The organism is Priestia sp. 53B2 (assembly GCF_056099005.1).
The window spans coordinates 85,932-111,669 of the sequence record NZ_JBLZXA010000038.1; the positions used below are offsets into that span (position 1 = coordinate 85,932).

A 25,738-nucleotide genomic window follows, 5' to 3' on the forward strand; every position below is an offset into this window, starting at 1 on the left:
AAGAAAGTCAAGTTATAATTATAGGCGTAGATATTGCAAGTATCAATTGTCCATTTTCTTAAAACAAAAGGGATTGAATCCTCTGTTTAGGAAAGCTATCCGGGATAGGAAAAATACGAAGTAAACTTTCTACTTAGCGCTAGTACAACCAAAATGTTGGAACAGTTAGGGATAAGAGATAGGGTTCTACCAGATAGTTAGGAAACAAAGACTATTGAGAGAAGAAATATGAAGGGTTCCCTCATGTCTTCAAGTTATTTTATTGATGAGGAAGATAACAAACATTCTGTGTTTTACGTAGCTAGCTCTTATTTAATGAACACCCATTTAGACAGAGTATATAAGAGAGACATTGAAGTGCATTATGAAAAAAGGTGGGTGAGATACTTCAACGTGAAGATTCTGTTATGACTATCTTTAATTTTGTATCATTTATAAAAGGGTAACGAATGATTGATATTAATAAAATCTCATTCTAAGCTTCTATACGATAAATTGATTTGGAGTCTCCATATACCCAGCTTAATTGAATAAATAAACTATATAATTAATCATGCACGAAGGTAAATGAAAGACGTGTAGTAAGAGTAATATAGATAAATTTTGAATTTTTTATTCTAGATATACGAGGTGTATTAACATGGAATATAAATTGTCAGAAGATTTTTTTCAAAATCCTTATCCCTATTTAACAAAAAAGAGAGAACACTCTCCTATACACATGTTAGAAGAACATGAAGGGCAGAAAATATGGCTTTTAACTAAATATGAAGATGTTGACTATATTCTCACTAATCCTAAAAAGTACTCAAGTGACTCAAGAAAATTCATGTCTCCAGAAGAAAAAGCATTATTTTTTATTAGTAAAGAAATAGATTTACTGTATGGAAAGAATATGTTAGAAGTCGACCCTCCTGATCATGGTAGACTCAGAAAATTAGTTCATAAAGCCTTTACTCCTAAAATAATTAAACAAATGGATTCTAGAATAAAAGAAGTTTCTCTTAAGTTAATAAGAGAAATTAAAGATAAAAAGGAATTTGATTTAATTAACGACTATGCTTTCCCTCTCCCAATTATAGTGATAAGTGAAATTTTAGGAATACCATATGAGGACCATCAAAAATTCCGAGTTTGGTCAAATACATTAGTTAAATTTGATAGTATACTTCACCACCAAGATACTCCTATTTTCCAAGAAATTCAGATTACAGCAAAAGAATTCACCGATTATTTATCGGAATTATTCAACAAAAGACGTTCAAATCCCCAGGAAGATTTAATTAGCAAACTTGTAAAAGTAGAGGAAGAAGGAGATTCGCTTTCTGAAAGTGAACTCTTTTCAATGGTTGTTCTTTTAATAGTTGCTGGCCATGAGACAACAGTTAATCTAATAGGTAATGGGTTGCTTACATTATTAAAGAATCCAGAAAAGATAGAAGAACTAAGACATAACCCTGAATTATTAGATGCTGCTGTGGAAGAATTATTAAGGTATGAAAGCCCAGTTTCAATGGATTCTCGTTTTGTAGTAGAAAATCATATTTACAAAGGTTTTCATTTTGGAGAAGGTGATCTACTGTTACTTTCTCTCGGATCAGCAAATCGTGACCCTGATGTCTTTAAAAATCCAGATCAAGTGAATTTTTATAGGGCATCCAATAAACATCTTGCTTTTGGAAAGGGGATTCATTATTGTTTAGGAGCTCCCCTAGCACGCATGGAAGGTAAAACAGCATTAGAGCATTTCATTGAAGAACTTCCAGCAATAAGCCTTAAAGAACCTCAGCAAGAAATAGATTGGAGAGAGACTTTATTGTTTAGAGGGATGAAGTCTTTACCCTTAGTAAGCAAAAATCCTTAAAAATTCTGGAGATAGATATTCTAAAACAAAACATTACAAAGATACATTTTTTAAGATTTCAAAATGAAGATAGAAAAATAGCATACGAGTTTGGATACTAACATCTAACAGTAATAAGACAACAAATAAATTTAAAATGGAAAAAAGCGTAAACCTGTTTAATAACAGCGAGTTGGCGCTTTTTTCTATTATGAACGAATATAGTTTCTACATCCATTAATTACCTTTATACTCTATAAAAAGTGAACGCCAACAAACAGTTTGTAAAGTGACCGTTCATAAAAGTATACCTTTACGAACAAACTCCAATTTCGTTTGGCGAACGCTTATTTTCGTTCGTTTATGTATATAAACAATAAACGAACGACTCTAATCTAACACATGACATTTACGAACGGTTTTCAGAACAATACGAACACTTATTATCGAAAGAAGTTTACTTTTTAAACACTTTCTAGAAAAAGCCCATATTTGTCGTTATTAAGAGAAAATGTTAAAACTCTTTTATTTCGAAGAGAGTTTTAAAAACTTCTTTATAGACAAAAACAAAAGTAATTAATGTGTTGATTACAGTAAGATGAGGTTCTATATATTACTTAAGTAGTACGTTAGTCCGGGCAACGAACAAGTATCTTAACGGAGAATAACCACCCTTTGTTTCATAGTTTTATCACATAGTGTATATTCCGCTCTCACACATCAGGATGGTAAGAAAAAAGTCAAGTTAAGGTTAAGAAAAATTTCTTATATTGGTTGACAATAGAGGTTATGTATTTTTTTAACTTCTAGAAAGTGCAACAAAAAATGAGACGCGCATTATCGCGTATCTCATTCTAAAAACAAATATATTCCACTATGTTGTGATAAAACAATCCTTTCATCCTCATATTCAATCTTCCTTTGAGCCTTTATATCCAACTGCGTTGAGATAAAATAGAATATTTCTCGGAGTGAAAGGTATATATAGAGCTCTTTACATCCCACTGTGTACAGATAAAACGCAAACTCTTATTTTTTGTGAGAAGCGATTTCGTTCTTTATATCCCCCCACGTTCAGATAAAACTATAGAAATCTAACAATCAAAAACATTGCTTTCTTTGGCTTTAAATCCCACTGCGTATAGATAAAACAAATACAGTGCAAAACCGCCAATTGGCACTAATCGGCTTTAAATCCCACTAGGTTCAGGTAAAACTCTTTTAATCGCTTGGTGTATTCTTCTATAGCATCATTTAAATCCCACTATGTTTCGATAAAACGCCTTTTCCTCGTCGAGTCATGTTTACAATATTGTCCTTCATATCCCACTATGTTGAGGTAAAACTACTTCGAACAGGTTGTCAGCAAACACGATGTCGGCTTTATATCCCACTATGTTCTGATAAAACGTTTAGAAGGAGACATTAAACAATCAATCCTAGATAAATTTATATCCCCCCACGTTCAGATAAAACATGTATCGTCATAACTAATTTTAATTACGCGATCTTTATTTATATCCCACTACGTTCAGGTAAAACGAAAAATCGTGTAGAGGGTACGCTAGGGAAAATGTACTTTATAACCCACTAGGTTCAGATAAAACGCAATCAACCCTCGTGATCCACATCAAAATATTATGGGCTTTATATCCCCCTACGTTCGAGAATAGTTCCTTATATACCTATTAACATATCATGAAATTTCTTCTAAGGAAATAATAATTCCGAATTTTCCCAATTCCCATTACTTCTTAAAGAAAGGGAATCCTACGTTTCAAAAATTATTTTAAGCATTAGAACCATATAGTATAATGTAGATAGTTTATTTACTGTAGCAGGATATAAAGTATTTTGTTATCGTATAACCTACTGATTTTTTCTGAACGTAGTGGTATAAGTTTTTAGTCCCTCTCTAGAGTGCCTAGTACTCCAGGGAGGGATTTTTATTTGATTAATTTATAAAAAATGGTATTGATAAGTAATATTTACTAATTTATAATCTAATTACACTATAACTAAATAAGGATAGAGGAGGTGATATCTATGTCAAAAGTCTCAAATTCCCTTCGGATACTCTTGTTACTTTCTAAAAATGGAAAAATGTCAGGAGAGCAGCTTGCTGGATTACTGGAATTAAGTGAAAGAAGTATCCGCAAACACATAGAAGATTTATTAATGGCTGGATTTGCAATACATACGATTAGAGGAAGAAATGGTGGCTATGTATTAGAAACAAACCCATTATGGAATAGCTTTTTAAAACAAAATGAGCTCGACAAATTAAGTGAACTCGTTCGGAAGCAAAGAGCGATTGATCCAGACGATCAAGCCGTACAGCAACTAGAATTTAAATTGCAACAACTGTCGAATTTGGACCATACTATTGTGATGTCCAGTTATAGTATAAACACAGATTTTCATCATGTTGATTTTATTAAAAATCAATTAAAGGCATGTCTAACAAAACAACTAAAAGCCATTATTAACTACCAATCCGCATCTTCAGGCCCTACAACAAGAACTATTCACACTTATCATTTCATTCAACATAATGCCCATGAGTACTGCGTTGCTTACTGTGAAAAGAGGCAGCGATTCTTAACCTTTAAATTAAACCGAATTGAGAGCATCCTTATATCAGATCAACCCTTTGATAAAAATGCATCTTTCTCGCTTGAGCAATTCCTTGGTACAAATAGTTTATTTAACGATAGTTACGATATTGAGATGTTAGTAAAAAAAGACATCTACATGTGGTTCCGCGATACTAAATGGACAGCGAACCAAACGATTGAAGAATACAATGAACACTACTACTTATTTAAGGGTAAAATGTACGGATTATCTGAGGTTAAACAATTTATTCTACGATTTGGTTCAAATGTCAGACTCTTAAGTCCAAAAAAGTTATGCGAGGAGATTCGACAAGAGATAAAAAAAATGCAAGAAATTTAGTTATACCGCATCATTAGTTCCTAATTTCCGTGCTAGTCTAAAAAAGCCAAAGGGGGAAGCTACTATGAGGTTACAAGTCAAATTATCTACTGATCGTTTTCCGCTTCAATACAGAATGATGATTGTCAGCTTAGTTAAAGAAGCCTTAAAGGCATCTGATGAAGCTTATTTTCAAAAGATTTATCAGTCGAATCAAGCGAATCGGCCATTTTCTTTCGGTGTATATGTACATGATTATGAATTAGATGCAGCCGTTTTTCATGTTAAAGGCTATGTGGCATTAAATATTGCCAGTCCAGATTCAGAGTTTATGCTACATTTCTATAACGGGATGATGAGCGTAAAAGAATTTAAGTATAAAGGTTTCACCTTGAAGAGAATGAAAGTGCAAATGGAAAGCAATCCGCTTATTGACCGGAATCAAGTATATTTTAAGACATTGTCACCATTGCTCATTCAAGATAAAAATAAAAGGCCCCTTCATCCTCAAGAGGATTCCTATAGGGAAGAACTGAACTACATCTCACACGTAGCCCTCCAAGGTTACCGGGGATACGGACTGTTACAACCACTAGAGTTTACTGCAAAGAACATGAAGAAGACTGTAGTGAAGGAGAACATTCACAGTGGAGATGAAACCTTATTTTTCACGGGATACCAAGGAGTATTTTCTTTAAAAGGTCATCCGGAAGATTTAAAGGTGTTGTCTGAGTTTGGTATTGGTTTTCGTTCAAGCCAAGGCTTTGGTGCCGTGGAGGTGATATGATGATTTTGACCAAAGAAGTTATCCCTATTGCTGCGGATGAATGGACCATAGCTCAAGGATTGGTTGGATATTACCGTATCTTAAAGCATGCTGGGATTAAAGTGAAGCTTACTGATGAAGGGCTCCTATTTGATCCAGAGCACTTAAATGATTTTGAACATTATTATTTTCAATTCTTTTTGGAGCGATACAGTGTCGCCAAGCGTGATGAACGTGTGATTCGCAGGGAGTTTTTTAAATTTAAACAGGCAAGTGAACTTGACAGTAAACAAGCGAAGGGAAAGATAAAGGCAGCAAAAAAGGGGCTTGACGATAGAATTAAGTTGACCGCGCTTGATAAAGTCGAAAAGAAGTTTGCTGAAACAGTTGCAACGAATCGCTTAGTTGAAGTAGCAAAAATTATTCGCAATCAAAAGACATACGTCGTAGAAATGGTTGAGTGGATTGAAGAATATATTGCTGCTCTTGGAGAGTTGGAAATTAATCATAAGCTTACATTAAATTATTTTAAAGCAAAGGTTTTAGGTCCGTATTTTGGACAAGTTAGTATTTTGAATGTTCTGAATAACTCAAAAACACTGAAAGAACAGCAAGCTATTTTTCGTAAAGATTATATTGATCCTTTACTTGCAGATTTAGAACTTCAAAAGGTGATGGCACAAGCAACATCAGAGCAAGAGATATTACAATATCTTGAGTCAAGCGTCCATGAGAAGGCGAAGGGTTTAAAAAAACAATTCAAAGAGATGACAATTGATCAAATACAAGAGTATGTTTCAACAAACGTCAATCACTGTAGCTTCTTTGAAACGCAATGGGCATTTGATCAATATTCCGAGTCTCACTTTTCCCCTTTATCAATGAGTGCACCAAAAGCATTGAACTTTTACTGGGGAGCAAATAGTGCATTAACTACTCCTATCAGTAAGTTAGCAAAATTGATTTTATTCTGTGCACCTGCGGGAGCGTCAATTGTTGGTGATAAATCGCTATTCGTGCAATTAGAAGGAAGGTTCGAACAGCTGATTCACACAAATGACATATATGAAATTGGTCGCAACAAAGATAAGGCATTTGATGAAATTCTGTTTGATTTGGTTACTGAGCAGCGTACCAAAGCACAACAAGTTGCCCAAAGTTATCTAATTTTAGAGTATTCCTCAGATTACAATGCCAAAAAGACGGACTTGCAGTATCTGCATCTAACACCAGGGTTATGTAAACTTTTTGATTCAACTATTCACATGCAATGGTTCCAACGGTTAAATTACAGACTGAGAAGCCAGCTTGTTCGCTCTTTCTTGCTTTATCAAGATCCCAAGGCTCTTATTCATTCATATTTACGAATGAAATTAAAAGAAGACTATGCAGCGAATGAAATAATATATGCATGTTTGCTTCGACATTACTTTTTGCTTTTTACAAAGAAAGGGGAAAAGATTATGGCAACAGATTTAGAGATTGGTAGAAAGAGAATCTGGAGTGCTTTTTATGCTGGATTAGAAATGAAGAAGAAGTTGGATGAGGGAAAAGCTCGTTCCATTGCATATCGTTTATTGAATGCGGTACGCGCAAACGATAAAAAAATGTTTTTAGATACGACAATGCGCATGTATATGTCATTACAGGAACCACTTCCATCAGTCATCATGAATGTGCTAGATGAGTCGAAAATTGATTTTCCATCTGTTGCAGATTCTTTTATTGCAGGTCTAATTTCCAAAGAGGAGGAGAAGAAGAATGAAAAATAAGGCGTTAACTCTAACATTTATTTTTAAAGCAAGTTCACTTAACTACGGTGAGGGAACTGCTAATATATCGGAACTAAAAAAATTTCATCGTGGAGACGGTGAAGTATATTCTTTCGCTTCTCGCCAGGCTATTCGCTATGACATAGTTCGATTAGGAAATAAATTTTTTAACTGGAATTTAGATGTTGTCGATAAAAGTAAGGGTGTTGTGCAATTTAAAGAAGAATGTACAATTGAAGATTCCGTGGAAATGGATCTGTTTGGCTATATGAAAACAAAGGCCAAAGGAAGCGCAGAAAAGCGCTCGGCAGTTGCTCGTCTTAGTCATGCTGTATCTTTAGAGCCTTACCGCAGCGACCTTGAGTTTCTGAATAATATGGGACTCGCGAAACGTATTAATGAGAATGCGAACATAGCTACTTTGGAGCAACACGAAAGCTTATACACATATACATTGACAATTGACCTATCTAATGTCGGCGTTGATGGGGCCATTGAATTGTCAGAACTAGAGAAGGCTAGCCGGGTAAAACAGCTCATTGAAATTACAAAGTATTTAAATCGCGATATTCGCGGACGTCAAGAGAACCTAGCTCCTCTGTTTGTCATTGGAGGTTTATACCCGATTGCAAATCCGTTTTTCCTTGGCCGAGTTGCCCTGCAAGACTACAATGCTCGCTTATTAAACATAAAACCAATGGAGTCCGTGTTGAAACAAACTGCCCTTGGGCATGATGTGCGTACATGTACGAAAATTGGACTTGTAGATGGAATATTTGCAAACGAAAATGAGATTACTGAATTGGCGGAGACTGTTTCTGTTGAAGAGTTTTATCAGCATCTATTCCAAGAAATTGATGCTTACTACAAGGTGTTAGTATGAAGGCGCTTCGATTAAAACTGTTTCAAGAAACAGCTTGCTATACAAAACCATTTGCGAATAAAGTAGCAGAAACATACCCACTTCCTCCCTATTCAACAGTGAAAGGGATGATTCATCAGTTGTTGCAAGCAAATCAGCTGTTGCCGTTGCGCTTTTCTATTCAAGGAAGTTATGAAACAAGAATGATAGATTATCGGAAAAGCTATATGGTGAAAAAGAAGTCGGTTTCAATGCCTATTATTTTTGACGGGTTGGCACTAGAAGCACCCATTCAGGCGGACATGACATCTATTCCTCTTTACACACACATGCTGTTTCACGTAGAGCTTGTGATTCATATTGCCGGAGACGAACCATTACTACAATCTATTTATGATACGCTAGTCAACTCAGACGTACATTTATCATTGGGGCGACAAGAGGATATCGTACGTATAGACGAGGTGATGTTTGTTTCATTAGAAGAAAGTGAGGACTTTTATTGTAAGCATGCCATTTATGCTCCAAAACATTATTATGAAACAGATCTGCCACAAGGAATTCCGTATCGTCTCAATTGGACGTATAACATTGTAAATGGAATCCGAGAGTGGCGAAAAATTCCTGTAGTTTACGTGAATGGTAATACTCCACATGGGGCTGATGAGAAACTGTTTCATACGGATGGAGATTATATGATTCTTTGGAATGAGTAAAAATGGGCCGTATTCTTGTTAGAATACGGATCTACTAGGAGATGATCATCCTGTTTTTAGCAAAATCAAACCCAAAGGAGACATTGCGAGAACATACAGAAGAGTTACGATCCCGTTATGAGATTTTAAGAAAGGCATATGGAAGTTCATTTGAAGAAAGAATTTGGACATTATTACGTTACGCAGTGGATTATCATGATGCCGGGAAAGCACATGAACCGTTTCAATTAAAGATTCTCAAGGCCTTGGGAGAAGAAGTCACGCTTATGAAAGACCTGGAAGTACCTCATAATTATTTATCACCTTTTTTGCTACCTGAAGCAGTTTTCACTCTGCCTAAGAAAGATTATCAGATTCTTATTCAAGCAATTGCCTTTCATCATGAACGCAATGTGGTACCTGATAGAGACTTGATTGAAAAAGCACTTTCTGAGGATCTTTGGCCTAAGTTAGCTGACATTAACGAACATCTAGCAATTGAAGGGGCTAACTTAAAAAAACGATCGAACCGCATATTAATAGAGCTGAAAAGGAGAATTAAGTATAGTGATCGTAAAACAAACTATGTTGATTATGTTCTTCTAAAAGGCTTACTTCACCGTTTGGATCACGCAGCTTCAGCCCATGTTCCAATTGAAGTAGATACTGAACAGGATTTTAAAAAGCTTGTGGACCAAGGCTTTGCTAAAATTGCTTCCGAAAAAGGTGTTCTAGTGGAGCAGGTATATCGTGATCTGCAAAAATATGCGCATGATCATCGTAAAGAAAATTTAATTATTATCGCGCAAACAGGAATGGGTAAGACAGAAGCTGCGCTACTTTGGGCAAGCAACAGCAAAACGTTTTTTACACTGCCGTTACGCGTTAGTATTAATGCTTTATTTGATCGGGTATACAGCAAAATGAATTACAAAAATGTCGGCTTGCTGCACTCGTCTTCAATGGATTATTTGACTGAGAACTTAGAGGAAGATTGGGAAGTTGTTTCAGAGCAGTCACGTCATTTTGCAAGTAAACTATTGTTTACAACTATTGATCAAATTCTAAAGTTTCCATTTCTTTACCGGGGATATGAAAAGGAATTAGCAACCATGGCTTATTCATCACTAGTAATTGATGAGATCCAAGCATACGACCCGAAGATTGCGGCTGTATTAATTCGAGCCTTGGAAATGATTTATTTAGTAGGTGGTCGTTTTCTGTTAATGACCGCAACACTTCCTAGTATTTACTTGGAAACATTGCAAGAAAGTGAGATTATTCCACAAGAGGCCCTTCAAGTGAAAACCTTTGTAGATGACACTGTTATTCGTCATCGTATCGAGCTAGTTGAAAAGCCTATTGTAGAAGACGTAGAAAAAATGATTGCGCTGGCTGAAACGAAGAAGATACTGGTCATTGCAAACACAGTAAAACAGGCGATGAAGTTATATGGGATGATAAGAGAGAAAACGGATAAGATTCGTGTCTTTCATTCTATGTATATTCAAAAACATCGAGCTATGATTGAGAAAGAATTGTTAGCATTTGATGAAAGTGAACAAGCAACAGGAATATGGGTAACAACACAGCTTGTGGAGGCATCTATTGACATTGATTTTGATGTGTTGTTTACAGAAGCTGCGACATTAGATAGCCTATGCCAACGCTTTGGACGTTGCTATCGTAGGCGTCAATACGAAAAGACAGGACCTAATGTATTTATTTACACAGTCGAACCGAGTGGAGCAGGTTACATTTATGATGAAGAAATTTTAGAACGTTCCATTACTTTGTTAAAGTCTTTTAGTGGAGAAATCTTACCTGAGTCGGAGAAGATAAAGCTTGTGAGCGAGCTGTATAAACGAGATAATTTGAAGGATACCGAGTTTTTCAAGAAATTTGATGATGCGCTAGAACAATTGAATACATTTGATGACTACACGCTTTCCAATAAAGATGCACAAAAGCTATTGCGAGATATCCAAGCTGAGCTTGTTATTCCTCGTGATGTGTATGATAACAATAGCTATTTATTTGAGCAATTGGAGCAGGCAGACAAGGAAGAGAGAGCAGAGCTGCGTCGGCAAATTACAAAGCTTACAGTCAGTCTACGAAAAAACGTTACGAGAGGAAGAACGAGAAAACTACCTCATAAAGGCAAGAAACACAATGGGGAAGAATATGATTTGTTGCCATGGGTTCAAATCCTCGATTTAAAGTACGAATTTAATGAGGATTCAAAAACGGGATCAGGTGTTCTGCTCGATCAGGAAATAGACAATCAAATCTAGTAATCTATATTTGAAGGAGAAGTCTCCAAAACACAGCTTCTAAAATGCTTAGCAGAACTAGAGCGTATTATCATATCACAAGAAGACCCCGTTTACTTCTATGAAGTAAACAATCCGCGCCACATTCAGAAAAAAGTAATGGGGGGTGAGAAAAGCTTTGAGGAGTTATTTCTTTAAGGGAAGTTTCATGATATGTTAATAGGTGTGTAAGAAACTATTCCATACATGGTCATTCTTATTTTGCAGTGGATCGTTTTGCGGGGAAAAGTCGTAAGAAACCTTGGAGGCCAAGGGATTGAGACCCTTTCTGAAAACGATGATGAAACAAGACTGGAGGTTCACTGCAAAACAGGGCAACGTGGTACTAAATTTCTGTTGATGTACTGCGGAATTGAGGCGTTTTTTGATAGGGGTTTTATCTAAACGTAGTGGGATATAAATCCAGGAACCGCATACGCCTTCACACCTTCTGTATAAGTTTTATCTAAACGTAGTGGGATATAAATGCAGCTTTCGCCAGTTCATTCTGCGTACGACCTTTCGTTTTATCTAAACGTAGTGGGATATAAATAGTATTCAGTTGTCCTCATTCGTTACTCACCACTCGTTTTATCTGAACCTAGTGGGATTTAAAGTTAGCTGCTAAGTATGGAATTCGTGTACAAGCACCGTTTTATCTGAACGAAGTGGGATATAAAATATGTAGGATCATTTGCACTATATGGAGTCTTACCTTTTTACCAGAACGAAGTGGGATTTAAATATATCGAAGGCACGCCCAAAAGCATGCATTGATTTTGATTTTATCTAAACGTGGTGGGATTTAAAATGGCATGACACGAACGGAAAGCTGGCGAATGTGAAGGTTTTACCAAAACGTAGTGGGATATAAAGTGTACATTTGTATCCATGTGCTATGCACTCCTTTTTAGTTTTATCTGAACGTAGTGGGATGTAAATATTATTCCTACTATTATTAGCGCTTCAACACCCAAAAGCACTACAATGAATTTCCATTTTTTCTAGGTTATCTTATAAAAATAAGAAGGCAGCCAAAATATTTTTGGCTGCCTTCTTAGCAAAATTACACAACTAGAATTATATTTTATCATCTTGAATAACTAATTGCATTTGAAATATATCTGATTCTATAATTCCTGCCTTTTTTAACTCATCTTGAAGGGTCATTCCCTCTTCGATCTTTATTTTCCTTTTAGTACCGTCTCTTAATGTAAAGATCCTCATTTGATACATTTTGTTACTTCTCCTTAAATAATAAATAGGATTTTTATTTTCAATTTCTCAAATAACCAATAATACCACCAAAGATTCCTATTACAAGCGAAATGGGAACAGCAGCTATTCCTCCATAAGCAACCGCAAACCCTAATCCGTCTGCAACTGATGGATCAGTTATGTGATTTCCTTGTATAGTAACCCAAATTAGTAAAGCGCCAACCATTACAACAAAAGAAATAATAGTAGTCAGTAAAAATGCGGTAAAAGCTTTAACCATAGTTTCCCCTTCATTCTTATACATCTAGAGTATTTGTTCTTCTTATTATAGTAACAATAATCGGGAAAAGATTCCATTGAGTAAAGAACATTTGTTCGTATATAATAAAGAACAAACGTTCTTTATTAAGGAGTTATTCCAATGGATTATGGGCAGCTACCAAACAGAGTCATTATTTGTATCGACATGAAAGCATTTTATGCCTCCGTTTCTTCTGTCATAAGAGGTTTAAATCCTTTGAAAACAAGGCTTGCTGTTGTAGGAGATATCAAACGGTCAGGATCGGTTGTGTTAGCTGCCACACCTTTATTAAAGAAAGAAGGGATCAAAACAGGAAGTCGCCTCTTTGAAATTCCTAAAAGGAAAGATATCCATGTCGTGAATCCATCCATGGAGAGATACATCAAGGCTTCGAACTATATTTCGAGTTTGGTGTTACAGTATGTTGCTCCTGAAGATTTCCATGCGTATAGCATTGATGAGTTGTTTATTGATGCGACGGCTTCTTTGCATTTATTTGCTCGAACACCAGAAGAATTAGCCCATAAAATCATCAACGAGATTTATCGCAAAACACGGCTGACAGCTACCGCAGGAATCGGTCCGAATCTCTTACTGGCTAAAGTTAGCTTAGATCATGAAGCGAAGCACAGTCCAACAGGGGTTGCGTATTGGGGATATGAGGATATTCCCTTTAAGTTATGGTCGATTCATCCAATGAAGGATTTCTGGGGGATCTCGTCTGCTACAGAAAGGCGCTTAAACCGTTTAGGCATCTATACCATAAAAGAACTCGCTCTTTCTTCAAAGGAGATGCTGCAAAAAGAATTTGGCATCATGGGACAGGAACTTCACCAACATGCGAATGGGATTGATTTTAGTCGTATTTCCGATGTGTACATCCCTAGCTCTCGTTCCTTTGGAAAAAGTCAGATTCTCTTTCGGGATTATACAAGCCGAAAAGAAGTGGAATTATTACTATTGGAGCTATTGGACGATGTTTGCTTTCGTTTACGCATGCATCAAGTGGTGGCTCAAACGGTTCATCTATCCATTGGCTACAGCAAACAAACAGGTGGAGGCTTCTCTAGACAGAAGAAAATGGGGCGAGCTTCAAACTTAAGCCAAGATATCTTTCCTTATTGTTTAACTATCCTACATACATTTGATAGTGGGATGCCGATTCGCTCCATTGGTATATCATTATCGAACACCAGCATTCAAGAAGAAGAGCAAATGAGCTTATGTGAGGATATCGATCAGCGTGAAAGAGCCTATGCTCTTGCAAAAACGATTGATGAAATCCGGATGCGTTATGGAAAGAATAGTGTGCTCCGGGCTTCAAGTTACTTGGATCACTCAACAGCTCGTTATCGAAATGGCTTAATTGGAGGTCATAAAAAATAAGGAGGATGATAACATGAAAAAATGGCGCCCATTTGCCAGTATGCCAGAGCAATACATAGGATTACAGGAAGTCATAAACAAGCAACTAGAAGTACCTCAACCCCTTTTAACAGAAGAGCAAATGGAACAAATCAATTTCACCTTGATTGAAGCATTACATACAAATAAACAAGTATACCTTACATATTATAAGAATGGGCAACGTATAACCGAAACAGGATTCATACAATTTGTTGATTCCCTGGGGAATTTGTTTGTTTTTATCGATGAAGTATTCGAATTAAAAAATAAAATGAGGTTAAGTGAGCTAATTGATGTTCGTTTTACATAAAATAATGTCACCTCCACTTTTTGTGGTAATCTAATAAAAGTCAATTAGAAAAGAGTGATCAACATGGAAGAAAAACAGCAGCAAGAAATCGATCTTAACAAAGTGTATGACTACGCTGAATTTCCGGATAAGGTCAGTGGCAGATGTGACAACTGCAACTCAGCTTACTTCAAAAGTTCCGTAAAAGGTGGCGTTTTCTTACGTGAATGCCGCGAATGTGGAATGAAGAAGAGTATATAAAATATAAGTATATGATAACTGGGCCCTTCAGAATTTAAAGGGGCCTTTTTGTTTGTATTTAATAAGGTTGAGTAATAGATACTTAAGTTTAAGTGAGGAGGCTAATCATTCAAATATTATGGTTTAGGCTCAATGTAGGAAGGAAACTCGGTAGGGTGGTGCATTCCTGTTACAATTAAAAGATAAGCAAACACAAAAAATACAGTAATTATCCCTATTGCTACAACGAATTGAAGAAGCTTCTTGATTTTTCTATGTCTGCGGAACTCATAAAAATTAATAATATTATTCATACAAATCCTCCTCTTCTTATTTTTTAGAAACACAGAATAAAAAAAGGAAGATAAAACCTCCTCACTTATAACTCATAAGGTAGTTTTATCTCCCAATATACCATTATTTTGCCTTGATTGTACTTATAATTTTAAATTATCTGTTATTTGTATCGTTAGCAACATGGTACACAGCATTGAGAATTAGACTGTGTTACATTGGGGGTTGATGTAGTACCTTTTATTTTTGAAAGATAAGTTTCTTTAGTTGATAAATTAGTGTTATGTCTCTGTTGACGAGATGCATAATCAATTACACGTTGTTCTTCTAGTAGCACGAATTCTAATTCATACATCATAATCAATCACTCCTTTTTAAGCTTCTTTCTTTTGCTCTTTATTAGCCTCACTTGTGCAGCAAGTGCTCTTTTCTTCTTTTACTTCCACGATCTCAATATTGCAGCAATCTTTTTCCTTCTTATTTCCTTTAAAAATTGACATTAAGCCCATTTTCATCCACCTCCGTTAAAGTTCTAATACTAAGAATAAATAGCCTGAAACAGTTGCCATTAAAAACACTGATACAACAAATGCACTTACTAATTTCTTGTGGAAAATACTCTTCAACATAATGATTTCAGGTAAGCTTGCACCAGCACCTCCTATTAGCAGTGCCATAGTCGGAGCAATAGGGAATCCATTAACAAGTAAAGCTTGAGCAATTGGTAACATCGTTGATAGACGAATGTATAATGGAACTCCAATAATAGCTGCTAATGGGATAACCCACCATTGGTTCTGATCAGAAATAAATGTTAGGAAATTAGTTGGCACTGCCTCTTTAATAATTGCTCCTACGAATGCACCAATTAATATATATACGAGAACTGAACGAATTAAATCTATAGTTTCCTTAATGGATTCCTTAATGTTTAAAACAAGATCTTTTCTGCGGCGTTCATCTTGCTCTGGGAGATTTCCTTTAATCATGACTTTCTTAACTTGCTCTTTATAGTTTTTCTTATTTAAGTACCATCCAATAATCATAGAGAATACAAAAGTTGTAACGGTATAAATAGCTGTTACCTTTACTCCATAGATATAAGCCATTAACCCTAAAATCCAAGGATCTAATAAAGGCGAAGTAAATAAATAAGTCATTACGGTTTGGAACGGAACATTACGGTTAAGCATGGTTACGAGTAATGGAATGGTTGAGCACGAACAGAAAGGTGTTATAAAACCAAGTAGTGCTCCAGCCAAGTTTCCTAGAAAGGGATTTTTACTTCCCATCCACCTTTCAACTTTTTCGAAAGGTACGTATGCTTGAACAAAGCTGATAAAAAATGAAATACCAAGAAATAAAACCAATAAGTTCTTACTTAAAGATAAAAATTCTAATAATACTTTCGTTACTACATCTGGCATAAAGTATTCCTCCTTATAATTTGAACTTCGAAACTATGTATATTTACAATAGTTGCAGAATACAACTATTGTTTTTTAAAAAAGAGGCATTAACAGCAACTGCTGTTTCTCATAGCCTCCAAAATTAAATCAATACTTTCTAAAACTTGACCACGTTTGTTTTCCGGTACGTTAGAAAGGATTTCTTGAATATATACATTCATCTGTTTAGCAATCTCATCTTCGTATTGCTCTCCTTCAGGAGTAAGTGTAATAGTTACATATCTACGGTCAGTAGGGGATTGGATACGACTTACTAAATTACGTTCTACCAACCCTTGAATATGACGACTTAATGTACTATTGTCTAGCCCTAGTGAAGACGAGAGTTCATTTAAAGATGGTTTTTTTGTGCGCTCTACTTCAAATAATATATGACTTTGTACTAGAGAAACTCCACAACATTGTGCACCTTCTTTTTCGAGTAAACCGAAGCGTCTAATTAAGATTTGAAGCATTTGACGAAATTGATGAGATTCTTTTCCTACTTCTACGTTGTTCATACTCTTTTCACCACACCTTATTTGCTTGTTGAAACAATTGTAAAATACAACTATTTCAAATGTCAATAATTAATTTACCATTTTTTTCAGAATTTTTTGTTGACGGCTTTAAAAATAGGTTATATTATCTAATTAACAAAAGAATACATTTTTATTTTTAAAATAAAAATGTTTACAAAGTTAAAAGGAGTGTTGTGAACATGTTAGCTTTAAATCAAAAATTAAATTCTTATTTTGAAACTTTTTTTACAGAGGCTGTAGAAGGAGGCACACTACCGGAAAGAGAGAAAGTTGTGGCTATTTTAACTTCAGCTACTTTGTTAAATGATCAAGCTACATTAAAGAACGCAGTCTTAACAGCTAAACAATTAGGATTTACAAAAGAAGAGATCGGTCAAATAACGGCGATTGCTATTGCTGTAAATTCTCAAAAATTAAAGGATCAAGTCGAGTTAAAGGTAGAAAGTAAACCATCTTCTACATGTTGCCAATAAGGAGCCAATCTATGGAGAATCAATACGTTATTTTAGTGAGTCCTAGGGATAATGAAGTTCAATTGGTAAAGGAGAAGGGCTATAAAACTATTTTATTAAGAAAAGAGATTTCATTTGATGAAATTTTTGATGTAGATATACCTGTTGAAATTGATTTAAATGACGAAGAAACTGTGTTAGAAAAGTGTCTCGAATTAGCTGATCAGCTAGAAATCATTTCAGTTTTTACTATGAACGAGTATAGAATTCCCTTAGCATCTAAAATAAGTGAAGTGCTGCAGTTAAAGTGCCACCTACCTTATGAAGCTAGTTTAAGATGTCGAAATAAAAAAATGGCTAGGCAAAAACTAAATGAAGCTGGTGTAGGAGAGGTTCAATATTGTCTTGTTAATTCGCAAAGTGATTTAGAGGCTGAACTAAAAGGCATAGACTTTCCCCTTATTGTCAAACCATCTAATGATTCTGGAAGTAAAAATGTTTACTTATGTAAAGATAAAGCAGAAGTATCAACAGCTCTTCATAATATTGTACAAAGCAAGAACAATATTGTTGGTCAAAGTATTGATACAGATATACTTATTGAGGAGTTTCTAGATGGTCCTGAATTTAGTGTCGAGTCCGTAACCGTAAATGCCCAAACTACTGTAATAGGGATTACAAAGAAACTTGTCACTCCATATCCTCTTTCCATTGAAGTAGGGCATGACTTCCCTGCAAATTTAAATGCTGATGAAGAAAATGAGATAAGAAGTCTAGTAGAGCAAAGCCTATCTGTTTTAGGTGTAGATTTTGCCGTTACTCATACTGAAGTCAAATTAACAGAGAAGGGTCCAAGAATTGTGGAAGTAAACGCTAGACCTGGAGGCGATGAGATTCCACACCTTGTGAAAGCAGTCACTGGAGTGGATCTTAAAGCTTTAGCTTTTCTTGTTACCTTAGACAAAGGAATTGCTTCATTAGATTTGTCTTCATCTACTGTTCCTTCTGCCTCCATTCGATTTTTGTTAGCAAATCAGGAAGGGAAAGTGTACTTTGATGAACAGTTCCAATCTGCTTCTATAAGAGAACAGAAGTGGTATGTTAACAATGGTGAATCAGTCCAACGAACCGAAAGTAATTTTAATCGTTTGGGTTATTTTATTGTCTATGGAGATGAACAGAATCCTTCATGTAGTAAAGCCAATTCTGTAGAAAAAGAATTATCTATAACAATTAAGAACCCATTGGAGATTTAAATATGCTTACAGATGTTGAAAGTAAATTTAAAGCACTTAGTGATAAGACTAGACTTGCACTTTTACAGGAAATTTCCTGTTGTAAGGAGTTATGTGTCTCCGATTTGCAGGATAAATTTCAAATTTCTCAATCTAAGTTATCCTATCATTTAAAATTACTAGTTGAAGCAGGAATACTTATACGTTGTGAAAGAGGAACCTGGTGTTACTATCAGGTAGATGAGAAAGAAGTCAAACGTATTTTATCACCAATTATCTACCAAGAAATCATAAAAAACAGTGAGTCAGAGTAACTCACTGTTTTTTGTATTAAAAGCATTCTTTATAGGAATCTGCAGCTTTTTGGAAGTCTCCTAACTGGAAGTAAACATCGGCCACTTTTTTACAAACATAATCACACGGCATAGATTGTTCCACTAAAATTCTTTTTGCTTCACTGTAATTTCTTAACGATTCTTCTGTATTAGATAATTTATAATTAATATCTCCTAAAAGTTCAAATGCTTGTGCCTTATGTTTATTAACATCATTTATATCTATAATGTCTTCACATATAGAAGAAGCCTTTACGTATTCTTCTTGTAAATAGTACACTCTTGCAAGCTCTACTTGCGCGTTCATAATTCTTGCTTCTTCTGCATTCACATTCTTATAAATGTTTATAGCTGTTCTCAAATCAAGCTCAGCTTGATAATAGTCTTCTTGGTAAGAAAATAAAATTCCTAGGTTTGTATAGGTACCAGCCTCATGGTACTTATTTTCACTAAGTTTAAAGTATTTAAGAGCCCGTTCATAAGAGCTTTTGGCATCTTTATAACGTTTTAACTCCATATTACAAATTCCTAGAGCCATAAAAATTTCTCCGGATTTATAAAAGGTACCTAGACTGTCATTTAAATCCCTTGCTTCTTCTAAAAAATTAATGGCAGAATAAAATTCCTTTAATTTACCGTGGACAACCCCTAAATTAACCAAGATGGATATTCTTATCATTCCACTAATTTGATCATAAATCATAATACGATAAGCCTTATTTAGAATATGAAGTGCTTTTTCATTATTATTAACCTGGCTATGGCTAGAGCCAAGAGAATCTAAAGAACGAAGCATTTCATTCGTATGTTTACCTTTTTCAAGCTCGGAAAAACTCTTTTCAAAGAAAGTAATGGCATGGTTATAGTCTTTTTTATACTCGTAATACTTTCCGTGTATCCACATCAAAATGCCTTTGTCATATTCATTTAAATCGTTTCGAGACAAATATTCTTTATTTTGAATAAATGCTTCAACTTTATCAAATGAATTCGCATTTACTTGGTTTTCTGCAGTTTTTATTTCTTTTTTTACTTGGGATAAAAGTAAGTCTTTATTTTCTATAGTTTTAAAGAAATCATCGACTGTACAATCTAGTTTCTCGCTTAACTTTTCTAATACATCAAATGAAGGCTGAACAAGGCCTTTTTCAATTTGGCTTAGATAGCTTCTAGTAATGATGCCCTCTGATAAATCTTGCTGCGTTAACTTTGATTCTTTTCTTAATTCTTTTATGCGCTGTCCTAACATAAAAACTACCCCAATCTTTTCTTTATTTACCTATCTCTATTATTAACATTTTTGAACAAAATGTAAATAGCTTGTTAAATGTTCAAAATGTGTTGACAAAGAATTCCACATCTATTACTATTTACTTATGAGTTAACATTTATAACAAAACTTATAAATAAACAAAAATGTTAACTAATGTTATATGGTGTGAAAAAGGAGGAAGATAAAGATAAAGTTTGAAGATTACTAGTTAATAAGGTTAAAACTTCCATAATTATGATGACAGTTAGGGAAACTTAATTAAAATAATTTGAATATTCAAAAAGGGGCGGAAACGATGAAATTGAAATATAAGATGTGGTTTATGTACGCTACGATGGCAGCAGCCGTTATTATCTCTATGGCAGATCCAGTTTGGCCAAGACTTTAAATAAAGGAACAAACTTATTAAGGAACAATCAAAAATACTCTAATAATGGGGGAATTGAAATGAAATTGAAGTATAAGACTTGGTTTATGTACGCTACGATGGCAGCAGCCGTTATTATCTCTATGGCAGATCCAGTCTGGCCAAGACTTTAAATAAAGGAACAAACCTATTAAGGAACAATCAAAAATACTCTAATAATAGGAGAATTAAAATGAAATTGAAATATAAGATGTGGCTTATGTACGCTACGATGGCAGCAACTACTATTATCATGATGACAGATCCAGTTTGGCCATAAGAAGAAATTAGGGGGATTAATTGATGAATATTTTACTAGTTTCAAACTTTGAAGGTGGCTTTCAACCCAATACCATTGCTACCGCAGCCACTCCATTAATTAAAGCAGGTTTTAACGTTTCAGTTTTAGATACTTACGTTGAAGGAATAATTGAAGAAAAGTTTTCTGATAAAGATTTAATTGCCATTTCTATTCCATTGTTTGACGCAGTTCATGCTGGAATCGAAATTGCAAAACGTGCTGCAGATCTTAATCCAGAAGCTCACATAACTTTTTTTGGACAACATGCCACGATTAACGCTAATCGTTTAGCTGGAAAGTATAGTAACTCCTGTATTTGTGGGGAGTGGGAACACCCATTAACCCTATTAGCTAAACATCTTTCTGGCGATGTACAAGAGAACATCCCAGGATTATTAAGTGCAGAGCAAGCAATAAAAGGAGAATCCATACATCCTTACATGGCACGTAATCACCTAGACATACCTTCACGAGATTTATTACCACCATTGTATAAATACCCTCAAAAACAAATTAATCATATTTTAGGATCAGAAGAAGTTGTAGGCTCTACTGAAATTGCAAGGGGCTGTCATCACAAATGCTTATACTGTTCAGTATTTGCAGCATACGACGGCAAAGTCATTTTAGTTCCAGAGGATATCGTGTTAACAGATATTCGAAATTTAGTTGCAGGGGGAATGACTCACCTTACATTCATTGATGCAGATTTCTTTAATGCAAAATATCATGGAATCAAAATTTTACGTAAGCTTCACGAAGAATTTCCTGACTTAACATATGATTTTACCACTCGCGTAGATCACATCTTAGAAAATAAAGAAACTCTTTTAGAAATGAAGAACCTAGGAGTTAAATTTATTACGTCAGCATTAGAATTCCCTTCTGAAGAAGTACTTGATGCGGTTGCTAAGAATACTACCGTTTCAGACATTGAGGAAGCGATTGCCTACCTGAGAGAGATTGATATCAAATTAAATCCAACATTTATCATGTTTAATCCATGGACTAAATTTGAAGACCTTACAACATTCAGAACTTTTGTAGAGGATAACCAGCTAGGAAATATTGTAGATCCAATTCAATATGAAACAAGACTGTATTTGTATAAAGGCTCTCCATTATTACATAAGGAGTCTATTAAGGCCTTGGATTTAGAAGAACATGAGTTCCATTATGACTGGAAGCATCCAGATCCTAAACTGGACGAGCTTTATTTTGAAATGTTAACACCAGCTGAAGAGGGCATCTTTAAGCGATGCTGCTTGAAGTGTTAAGGAGGAATAACTAGTGGCTGAGAAATCTATGGTAGCAGCTCCTGTTGGACAAACACATGTCTTACCAAAGCTAGATCCTTACGCAGAAATAAAAAAGAAACTGATAGCAGAATTCATCGGGACCTATTTTCTTGTTTTTGCAGGGACAGGAGCAATTGTCGTCGACACTCTAACAAAGAGTTTAACTCATGTTGGAGTAGCCATCACGTTTGGTTTAGTTGTACTGGCTTTAATTTATTCATTTGGGCATATCTCAGGAGCTCATTTTAATCCAGCAGTCACACTCGCTTTTCTATTTCTTGGTGAAATCAATAAAAGAGAAGCAACATTATACCTTTTTACTCAATTAATTGCTGCATCTGCATCAAGCATAACTTTGTTACTTATGTTTGGGGACGTAGCACACTTAGGAGCTACTCTACCTAGTGGTTCTTGGATACAAAGCTTCATTTTAGAGTTTGTTTTGACCTTTGTACTAATGATGGTGATTTTAACATCAGCTGTACATGGTAAAGCAGTCAAAGCATTTGCTGGCATGGCAATAGGAGCAACTGTAGCTTTAGAAGCCATGTTTGGCGGTCCAATTAGTGGAGCCTCAATGAATCCTGCTCGATCATTTGGACCTGCAATCGTATCAGGTACAGTTAGTACGCTATGGATCTACCTAATAGCTACTGTATTAGGTGCCATTAGTGCTGCATTCATTTATAAAACACTTCATGAAGAAGAGTAAAAAATTAGGGGGATAAAAAAATGAAAACTGCAAAATTAGTATTACTTGGGGGATTTTTAGGAGCTGGTAAGACGACTACAATGATTAACTCTGCTTTAAAACTTGAAGAGCAAGGTTATCGTGTTGCGATTGTAACGAATGACCAAGGAAAAGAATTAATTGATACTGAGTTAGCTCGTAAAAATGGTTTAGATACAAAAGAAGTGACAGGCGGTTGTTTCTGCTGTCAATTTGAAGATTTATATGAGAATTTAACAGGTTTATTAGAGGAAAAGCAACCGGATGTCATTATTGCAGAAGCTGTAGGAAGTTGTACAGATTTAGCTGCTACCGTGATTCAGCCTTTAAAACAGTATTATTCAGAACAGTTTAAGACTGCACCTTTAACAATTGTTGTAGATCCAGCTAGATTAATGCATGAATTGAATGCAACGGATGAAACAAGACCTTCTTTTTCACAATCAGTAAGTTATATCTTTGAAAAGCAATTAGCTGAAGCAGATATCATTACGCTAAACAAATTAGATCGCTACTCTTCTGAAGAAGTTGAAAAGCTATATAACTATTTACAACAACGTTATCCGCAAACTGTTATCCAAACGATTTCCGCAGAACGTGGAGATAATCTTGATGTATTGACAGAAACATGGTTAACAACGGATTTAGGTGGAGATAAAGTACTTGATATCGATTACGAACGCTACGCGGAAGGGGAAGCTCAATTAGCTTGGATGAATATTTTGGGTGATCTAAGTTCTGATCAAGATGTAGATCCACGTCAATGGGCGAAAAGCTTCTTAGATAAATTAAATGCCCACTTTATAAGAGAAAAAATGGCTATTGCTCATTTAAAAGTTCATGTAGGGCTTGAAGAAGGATATGTGAAGGCGAGTATGGTTCATACAGGTGATGAACCGACATTTACGGAGGAAAACGTACAAAACGCAAAGCAACTAAGAGTTGTTTTAAATATCCGTATTGAAGCATCTCCAGCTATCTTAAATCTAGTGGTAGCAGATGCGATTGGAGCTCTTAATCAAGAGTTAGGAACAAAGTGGAATGAAACATACAATGAGTGCTTTAGCCCATTACCACCAAAACCGGTTCATCGTTTATACGAAGTAATATAAGGAGGAGATATAAATGACATCAAGCAATTTAATCGAAATCTTTCCAAGTGTACCGAGTGTTCAAGGAGACTGTTGTGATTCAGATTCTAATGTGGAAGTAGAATCTGGTTGCTGTGAAGATAGCCAAAATTTTTATGAAGAAAGCCTTGAATTAAAAGAGCAATTAAAAGAGCACTTTGATAAATCAGTAAACGTCCATCTTTATAATTACGATATTTCAATGGATCGAGTAATGGCTCAGAAAAAGCTCAGTCAATTGATTAAGAAAAGAGGGTTTCAACATATAAGCGAGGATACAATCCTTAAGTATGTAACGCCAGCTGTTGTTGTAAATGGGAACTTAGTAAGCTTTGCAACGAAACCTCACTTAGAACTAGTAGTAAAGGAATTTAGCTAAGGAATAAGGAGCCAGCTTATTGGCTCCTTATTTATAGTAAGACTTATATAGATAAATAAAACATTGGCTTCCTAAATAGAGAGATAAACTTCCTCAAAGGTAAGAGACTATATCATAATGAAGGGGATTGAAGAATAAGATGCAAAATCAGAAGATAAGTGGAGATATAGCCGTTCAACCAAGTATAGGAAAGAAATTAAATTTCGGAACAAACCCTCTAACAGGCTTAATTATCTCGATTGTAACGACAACCTTCTTTGTACTAACGAATATTGTTCCTACAAGTTCCTTTTTAACGTTTATGGGGTTATGTGTTGTCGCATGGTTAGCTGCGGAAAATGGAGGAAACGATGTTTCTAAAGGTGTGTCCTCGTTAGTAGCTTCTGGCTATGCTAGTGCGTTAACAGCTATTATATATGGTGTTATCATGACAGCAATTGGAGGAGTATGTTCCTTTTTTCTTGCTTCTAAATTAGTCGGTTTATTTACTGCAGGTTTAATGAATCCAGACTATCAACTTACAGGCATTATGGCTTTAGCTATGGCTTTAGGAGCAACTCTTTGGGTAGCACTTGCCACTAAATTCTCGTTACCTGTTTCTACAACTCATGCCATTATCGGAGCAGTCATTCTAGTTGCATGTATTTCGCAGGGGGTATCTAGTGTTTTATGGGGGAATCTTGGAAGTAAATTTGTTTTACCATTACTTCTTAGTCCCGTATTAGGTTTATGTATAGCTTGGTTGCTTAATTTATTTATAGACAAAATTAAAATCAATCCACAAGTAGGAAAAGGTATTGCATGGATATCTAGTGGCTTAATTTGTTTTGTTCGATCAGTCAATGATACACCAAAAATTGTAGCTATTGCTTTACTAGTCTCTGTATTAAATGGTTCCTCAGAACAAAGCAGTACCTTACCATTTTCATTCTTCATTTTAGTTACTGTAGCAATGAGTCTAGGGAGTTTAATTAAAGGGCTGCCAGTAACGGAATTGTTAGCAAAAAAAGTGACCAAATTAGATGAAAATAGCTCTTTATCAGCCGTGTTCACTACCACTTCATTAGTTATGGCATCAAGTCAATTTGGACTACCGGCTTCTACAACCCACGTAAGTACTTCTTCTATTATTGGAGCTGGATTAAAGAATGGACGTAAAGCGATGAATTTCGGAGTTATTAGGGAAATTATTCTCTCATGGGTTGTTACTTTACCAGGAGCCGGAATTATTGCAATGTGTTTCTATTTTATTTTAAATTTAATTCTATAACAG

The 25,738-nt window shown here is 35.2% G+C and carries 26 protein-coding genes; 19 read left to right on the forward strand and 7 right to left on the reverse strand.

Features of this window, described 5'->3' with window-relative positions:
• The first annotated feature begins 640 nt into the window (after positions 1-640).
• The 8 genes from ACN6NE_RS29475 to ACN6NE_RS29510 all read left to right on the forward strand — a co-directional run bounded on the left by ACN6NE_RS29475 (position 641) and on the right by ACN6NE_RS29510 (position 11,346).
• Positions 641-1,864, forward strand: coding sequence for a cytochrome P450 family protein (locus tag ACN6NE_RS29475; RefSeq protein ID WP_474328988.1), 1,224 nt, complete (start codon positions 641-643; stop codon positions 1,862-1,864).
• A gap of 2,025 nt (positions 1,865-3,889) precedes the next feature.
• Positions 3,890-4,801 (forward strand): helix-turn-helix transcriptional regulator, encoded by a 912-nt coding sequence (locus ACN6NE_RS29480; RefSeq protein WP_474328990.1) that lies wholly within the window; start codon positions 3,890-3,892, stop codon positions 4,799-4,801.
• Between the two features lie 64 nt (positions 4,802-4,865).
• Positions 4,866-5,567 (forward strand): CRISPR-associated endoribonuclease Cas6, encoded by a 702-nt coding sequence (gene cas6, locus ACN6NE_RS29485; RefSeq protein WP_474328992.1) that lies wholly within the window; start codon positions 4,866-4,868, stop codon positions 5,565-5,567.
• Positions 5,564-7,318 (forward strand): type I-B CRISPR-associated protein Cas8b1/Cst1, encoded by a 1,755-nt coding sequence (cas8a1, locus tag ACN6NE_RS29490; RefSeq protein ID WP_474328994.1) that lies wholly within the window; start codon positions 5,564-5,566, stop codon positions 7,316-7,318. Before cas6 ends, cas8a1 begins: the two co-directional genes overlap by 4 nt.
• Complete coding sequence (cas7i, locus tag ACN6NE_RS29495; protein WP_474328996.1) at positions 7,308-8,201, forward strand: type I-B CRISPR-associated protein Cas7/Cst2/DevR; 894 nt, start codon at positions 7,308-7,310, stop codon at positions 8,199-8,201. Before cas8a1 ends, cas7i begins: the two co-directional genes overlap by 11 nt.
• Positions 8,198-8,896, forward strand: a complete 699-nt coding sequence (gene cas5b, locus ACN6NE_RS29500) for a type I-B CRISPR-associated protein Cas5b (RefSeq protein WP_474328998.1) — start codon at positions 8,198-8,200, stop codon at positions 8,894-8,896. The genes cas7i and cas5b overlap by 4 nt, the downstream gene beginning before the upstream one ends.
• 83 nt (positions 8,897-8,979) lie before the next feature.
• Positions 8,980-11,169 carry a CRISPR-associated helicase Cas3' gene (gene cas3 / locus ACN6NE_RS29505; protein WP_474329000.1) on the forward strand — a complete coding sequence of 730 codons (2,190 nt, stop codon included), beginning with the start codon at positions 8,980-8,982 and terminating at the stop codon, positions 11,167-11,169.
• Between the two features lie 6 nt (positions 11,170-11,175).
• Positions 11,176-11,346, forward strand: coding sequence for a CRISPR-associated endonuclease Cas2 (locus tag ACN6NE_RS29510; RefSeq protein WP_474329148.1), 171 nt, complete (start codon positions 11,176-11,178; stop codon positions 11,344-11,346).
• A 921-nt stretch (positions 11,347-12,267) separates the two neighbouring features.
• On the opposite strand, the gene ACN6NE_RS29515 is transcribed toward ACN6NE_RS29510, so the two are convergent.
• Both ACN6NE_RS29515 and ACN6NE_RS29520 read right to left on the reverse strand, forming a co-directional pair.
• On the reverse strand, positions 12,268-12,423 hold the full coding sequence (locus tag ACN6NE_RS29515; protein WP_474329002.1) for a hypothetical protein: 156 nt from the start codon (positions 12,421-12,423) through the stop codon (positions 12,268-12,270).
• A 40-nt stretch (positions 12,424-12,463) separates the two neighbouring features.
• A complete protein-coding gene (locus ACN6NE_RS29520; protein WP_474329003.1) occupies positions 12,464-12,685 on the reverse strand; it encodes a hypothetical protein in 222 nt (73 codons plus the stop codon).
• Between the two features lie 141 nt (positions 12,686-12,826).
• Between ACN6NE_RS29520 and ACN6NE_RS29525 the strand changes: the two genes are divergently transcribed.
• The 3 genes from ACN6NE_RS29525 to ACN6NE_RS29535 all read left to right on the forward strand — a co-directional run bounded on the left by ACN6NE_RS29525 (position 12,827) and on the right by ACN6NE_RS29535 (position 14,663).
• The gene (locus ACN6NE_RS29525) at positions 12,827-14,092 is read left to right on the forward strand and encodes a Y-family DNA polymerase (protein ID WP_474329005.1); all 1,266 of its coding nucleotides are present in this window, start codon (positions 12,827-12,829) and stop codon (positions 14,090-14,092) included.
• A 13-nt stretch (positions 14,093-14,105) separates the two neighbouring features.
• The gene (locus tag ACN6NE_RS29530) at positions 14,106-14,423 is read left to right on the forward strand and encodes a YolD-like family protein (protein WP_474329007.1); all 318 of its coding nucleotides are present in this window, start codon (positions 14,106-14,108) and stop codon (positions 14,421-14,423) included.
• 63 nt (positions 14,424-14,486) lie between these two features.
• A complete protein-coding gene (locus ACN6NE_RS29535; RefSeq protein ID WP_209152188.1) occupies positions 14,487-14,663 on the forward strand; it encodes a DUF8096 family protein in 177 nt (58 codons plus the stop codon).
• 116 nt (positions 14,664-14,779) lie between these two features.
• Here ACN6NE_RS29535 and ACN6NE_RS29540 read toward each other — a convergent pair whose 3' ends face one another.
• The 4 genes from ACN6NE_RS29540 to ACN6NE_RS29555 all read right to left on the reverse strand — a co-directional run bounded on the left by ACN6NE_RS29540 (position 14,780) and on the right by ACN6NE_RS29555 (position 16,905).
• Positions 14,780-14,956: a hypothetical protein gene (locus ACN6NE_RS29540; RefSeq protein WP_474329009.1), complete on the reverse strand. Its 177-nt coding sequence runs from the start codon at positions 14,954-14,956 to the stop codon at positions 14,780-14,782.
• A gap of 354 nt (positions 14,957-15,310) precedes the next feature.
• Entirely contained in the window at positions 15,311-15,445 is a 135-nt protein-coding gene (locus ACN6NE_RS29545) for a hypothetical protein (RefSeq protein WP_456224443.1), read from the reverse strand.
• A 15-nt stretch (positions 15,446-15,460) separates the two neighbouring features.
• A complete protein-coding gene (locus ACN6NE_RS29550) occupies positions 15,461-16,363 on the reverse strand; it encodes a permease (protein ID WP_349346831.1) in 903 nt (300 codons plus the stop codon).
• An 89-nt stretch (positions 16,364-16,452) separates the two neighbouring features.
• Positions 16,453-16,905 (reverse strand): MarR family winged helix-turn-helix transcriptional regulator, encoded by a 453-nt coding sequence (locus tag ACN6NE_RS29555; protein WP_221791422.1) that lies wholly within the window; start codon positions 16,903-16,905, stop codon positions 16,453-16,455.
• Between the two features lie 200 nt (positions 16,906-17,105).
• Between ACN6NE_RS29555 and ACN6NE_RS29560 the strand changes: the two genes are divergently transcribed.
• Genes ACN6NE_RS29560 through ACN6NE_RS29570 form a run of 3 tightly spaced genes read left to right on the forward strand, consistent with a single transcriptional unit; the run spans position 17,106 to position 18,927 of the window.
• Positions 17,106-17,399 (forward strand): carboxymuconolactone decarboxylase family protein, encoded by a 294-nt coding sequence (locus ACN6NE_RS29560; RefSeq protein WP_047934671.1) that lies wholly within the window; start codon positions 17,106-17,108, stop codon positions 17,397-17,399.
• An 11-nt stretch (positions 17,400-17,410) separates the two neighbouring features.
• The gene (locus ACN6NE_RS29565; RefSeq protein WP_474329013.1) at positions 17,411-18,634 is read left to right on the forward strand and encodes an ATP-grasp domain-containing protein; all 1,224 of its coding nucleotides are present in this window, start codon (positions 17,411-17,413) and stop codon (positions 18,632-18,634) included.
• 2 nt (positions 18,635-18,636) lie between these two features.
• Positions 18,637-18,927 (forward strand): ArsR/SmtB family transcription factor, encoded by a 291-nt coding sequence (locus ACN6NE_RS29570; RefSeq protein WP_307600050.1) that lies wholly within the window; start codon positions 18,637-18,639, stop codon positions 18,925-18,927.
• A gap of 16 nt (positions 18,928-18,943) precedes the next feature.
• On the opposite strand, the gene ACN6NE_RS29575 is transcribed toward ACN6NE_RS29570, so the two are convergent.
• Positions 18,944-20,197 (reverse strand): helix-turn-helix domain-containing protein, encoded by a 1,254-nt coding sequence (locus ACN6NE_RS29575; protein ID WP_412036049.1) that lies wholly within the window; start codon positions 20,195-20,197, stop codon positions 18,944-18,946.
• A gap of 733 nt (positions 20,198-20,930) precedes the next feature.
• Here ACN6NE_RS29575 and arsL point away from each other — a divergent pair.
• From arsL to ACN6NE_RS29600, 5 genes are all read left to right on the forward strand, one after another.
• Positions 20,931-22,205, forward strand: coding sequence for an arsinothricin biosynthesis radical SAM protein ArsL (arsL, locus tag ACN6NE_RS29580; protein ID WP_307600046.1), 1,275 nt, complete (start codon positions 20,931-20,933; stop codon positions 22,203-22,205).
• Between the two features lie 13 nt (positions 22,206-22,218).
• On the forward strand, positions 22,219-22,938 hold the full coding sequence (locus tag ACN6NE_RS29585; protein ID WP_474329016.1) for an aquaporin: 720 nt from the start codon (positions 22,219-22,221) through the stop codon (positions 22,936-22,938).
• Positions 22,939-22,958: 20 nt separating this feature from the next.
• Complete coding sequence (locus tag ACN6NE_RS29590; RefSeq protein ID WP_129703692.1) at positions 22,959-24,068, forward strand: GTP-binding protein; 1,110 nt, start codon at positions 22,959-22,961, stop codon at positions 24,066-24,068.
• 13 nt (positions 24,069-24,081) lie between these two features.
• A complete protein-coding gene (vcpD, locus tag ACN6NE_RS29595) occupies positions 24,082-24,465 on the forward strand; it encodes an ArsD-related vicinal cysteine protein VcpD (RefSeq protein ID WP_474329019.1) in 384 nt (127 codons plus the stop codon).
• Positions 24,466-24,604: 139 nt separating this feature from the next.
• The gene (locus tag ACN6NE_RS29600; RefSeq protein ID WP_474329021.1) at positions 24,605-25,735 is read left to right on the forward strand and encodes an inorganic phosphate transporter; all 1,131 of its coding nucleotides are present in this window, start codon (positions 24,605-24,607) and stop codon (positions 25,733-25,735) included.
• The last annotated feature ends 3 nt before the right edge of the window (positions 25,736-25,738 follow it).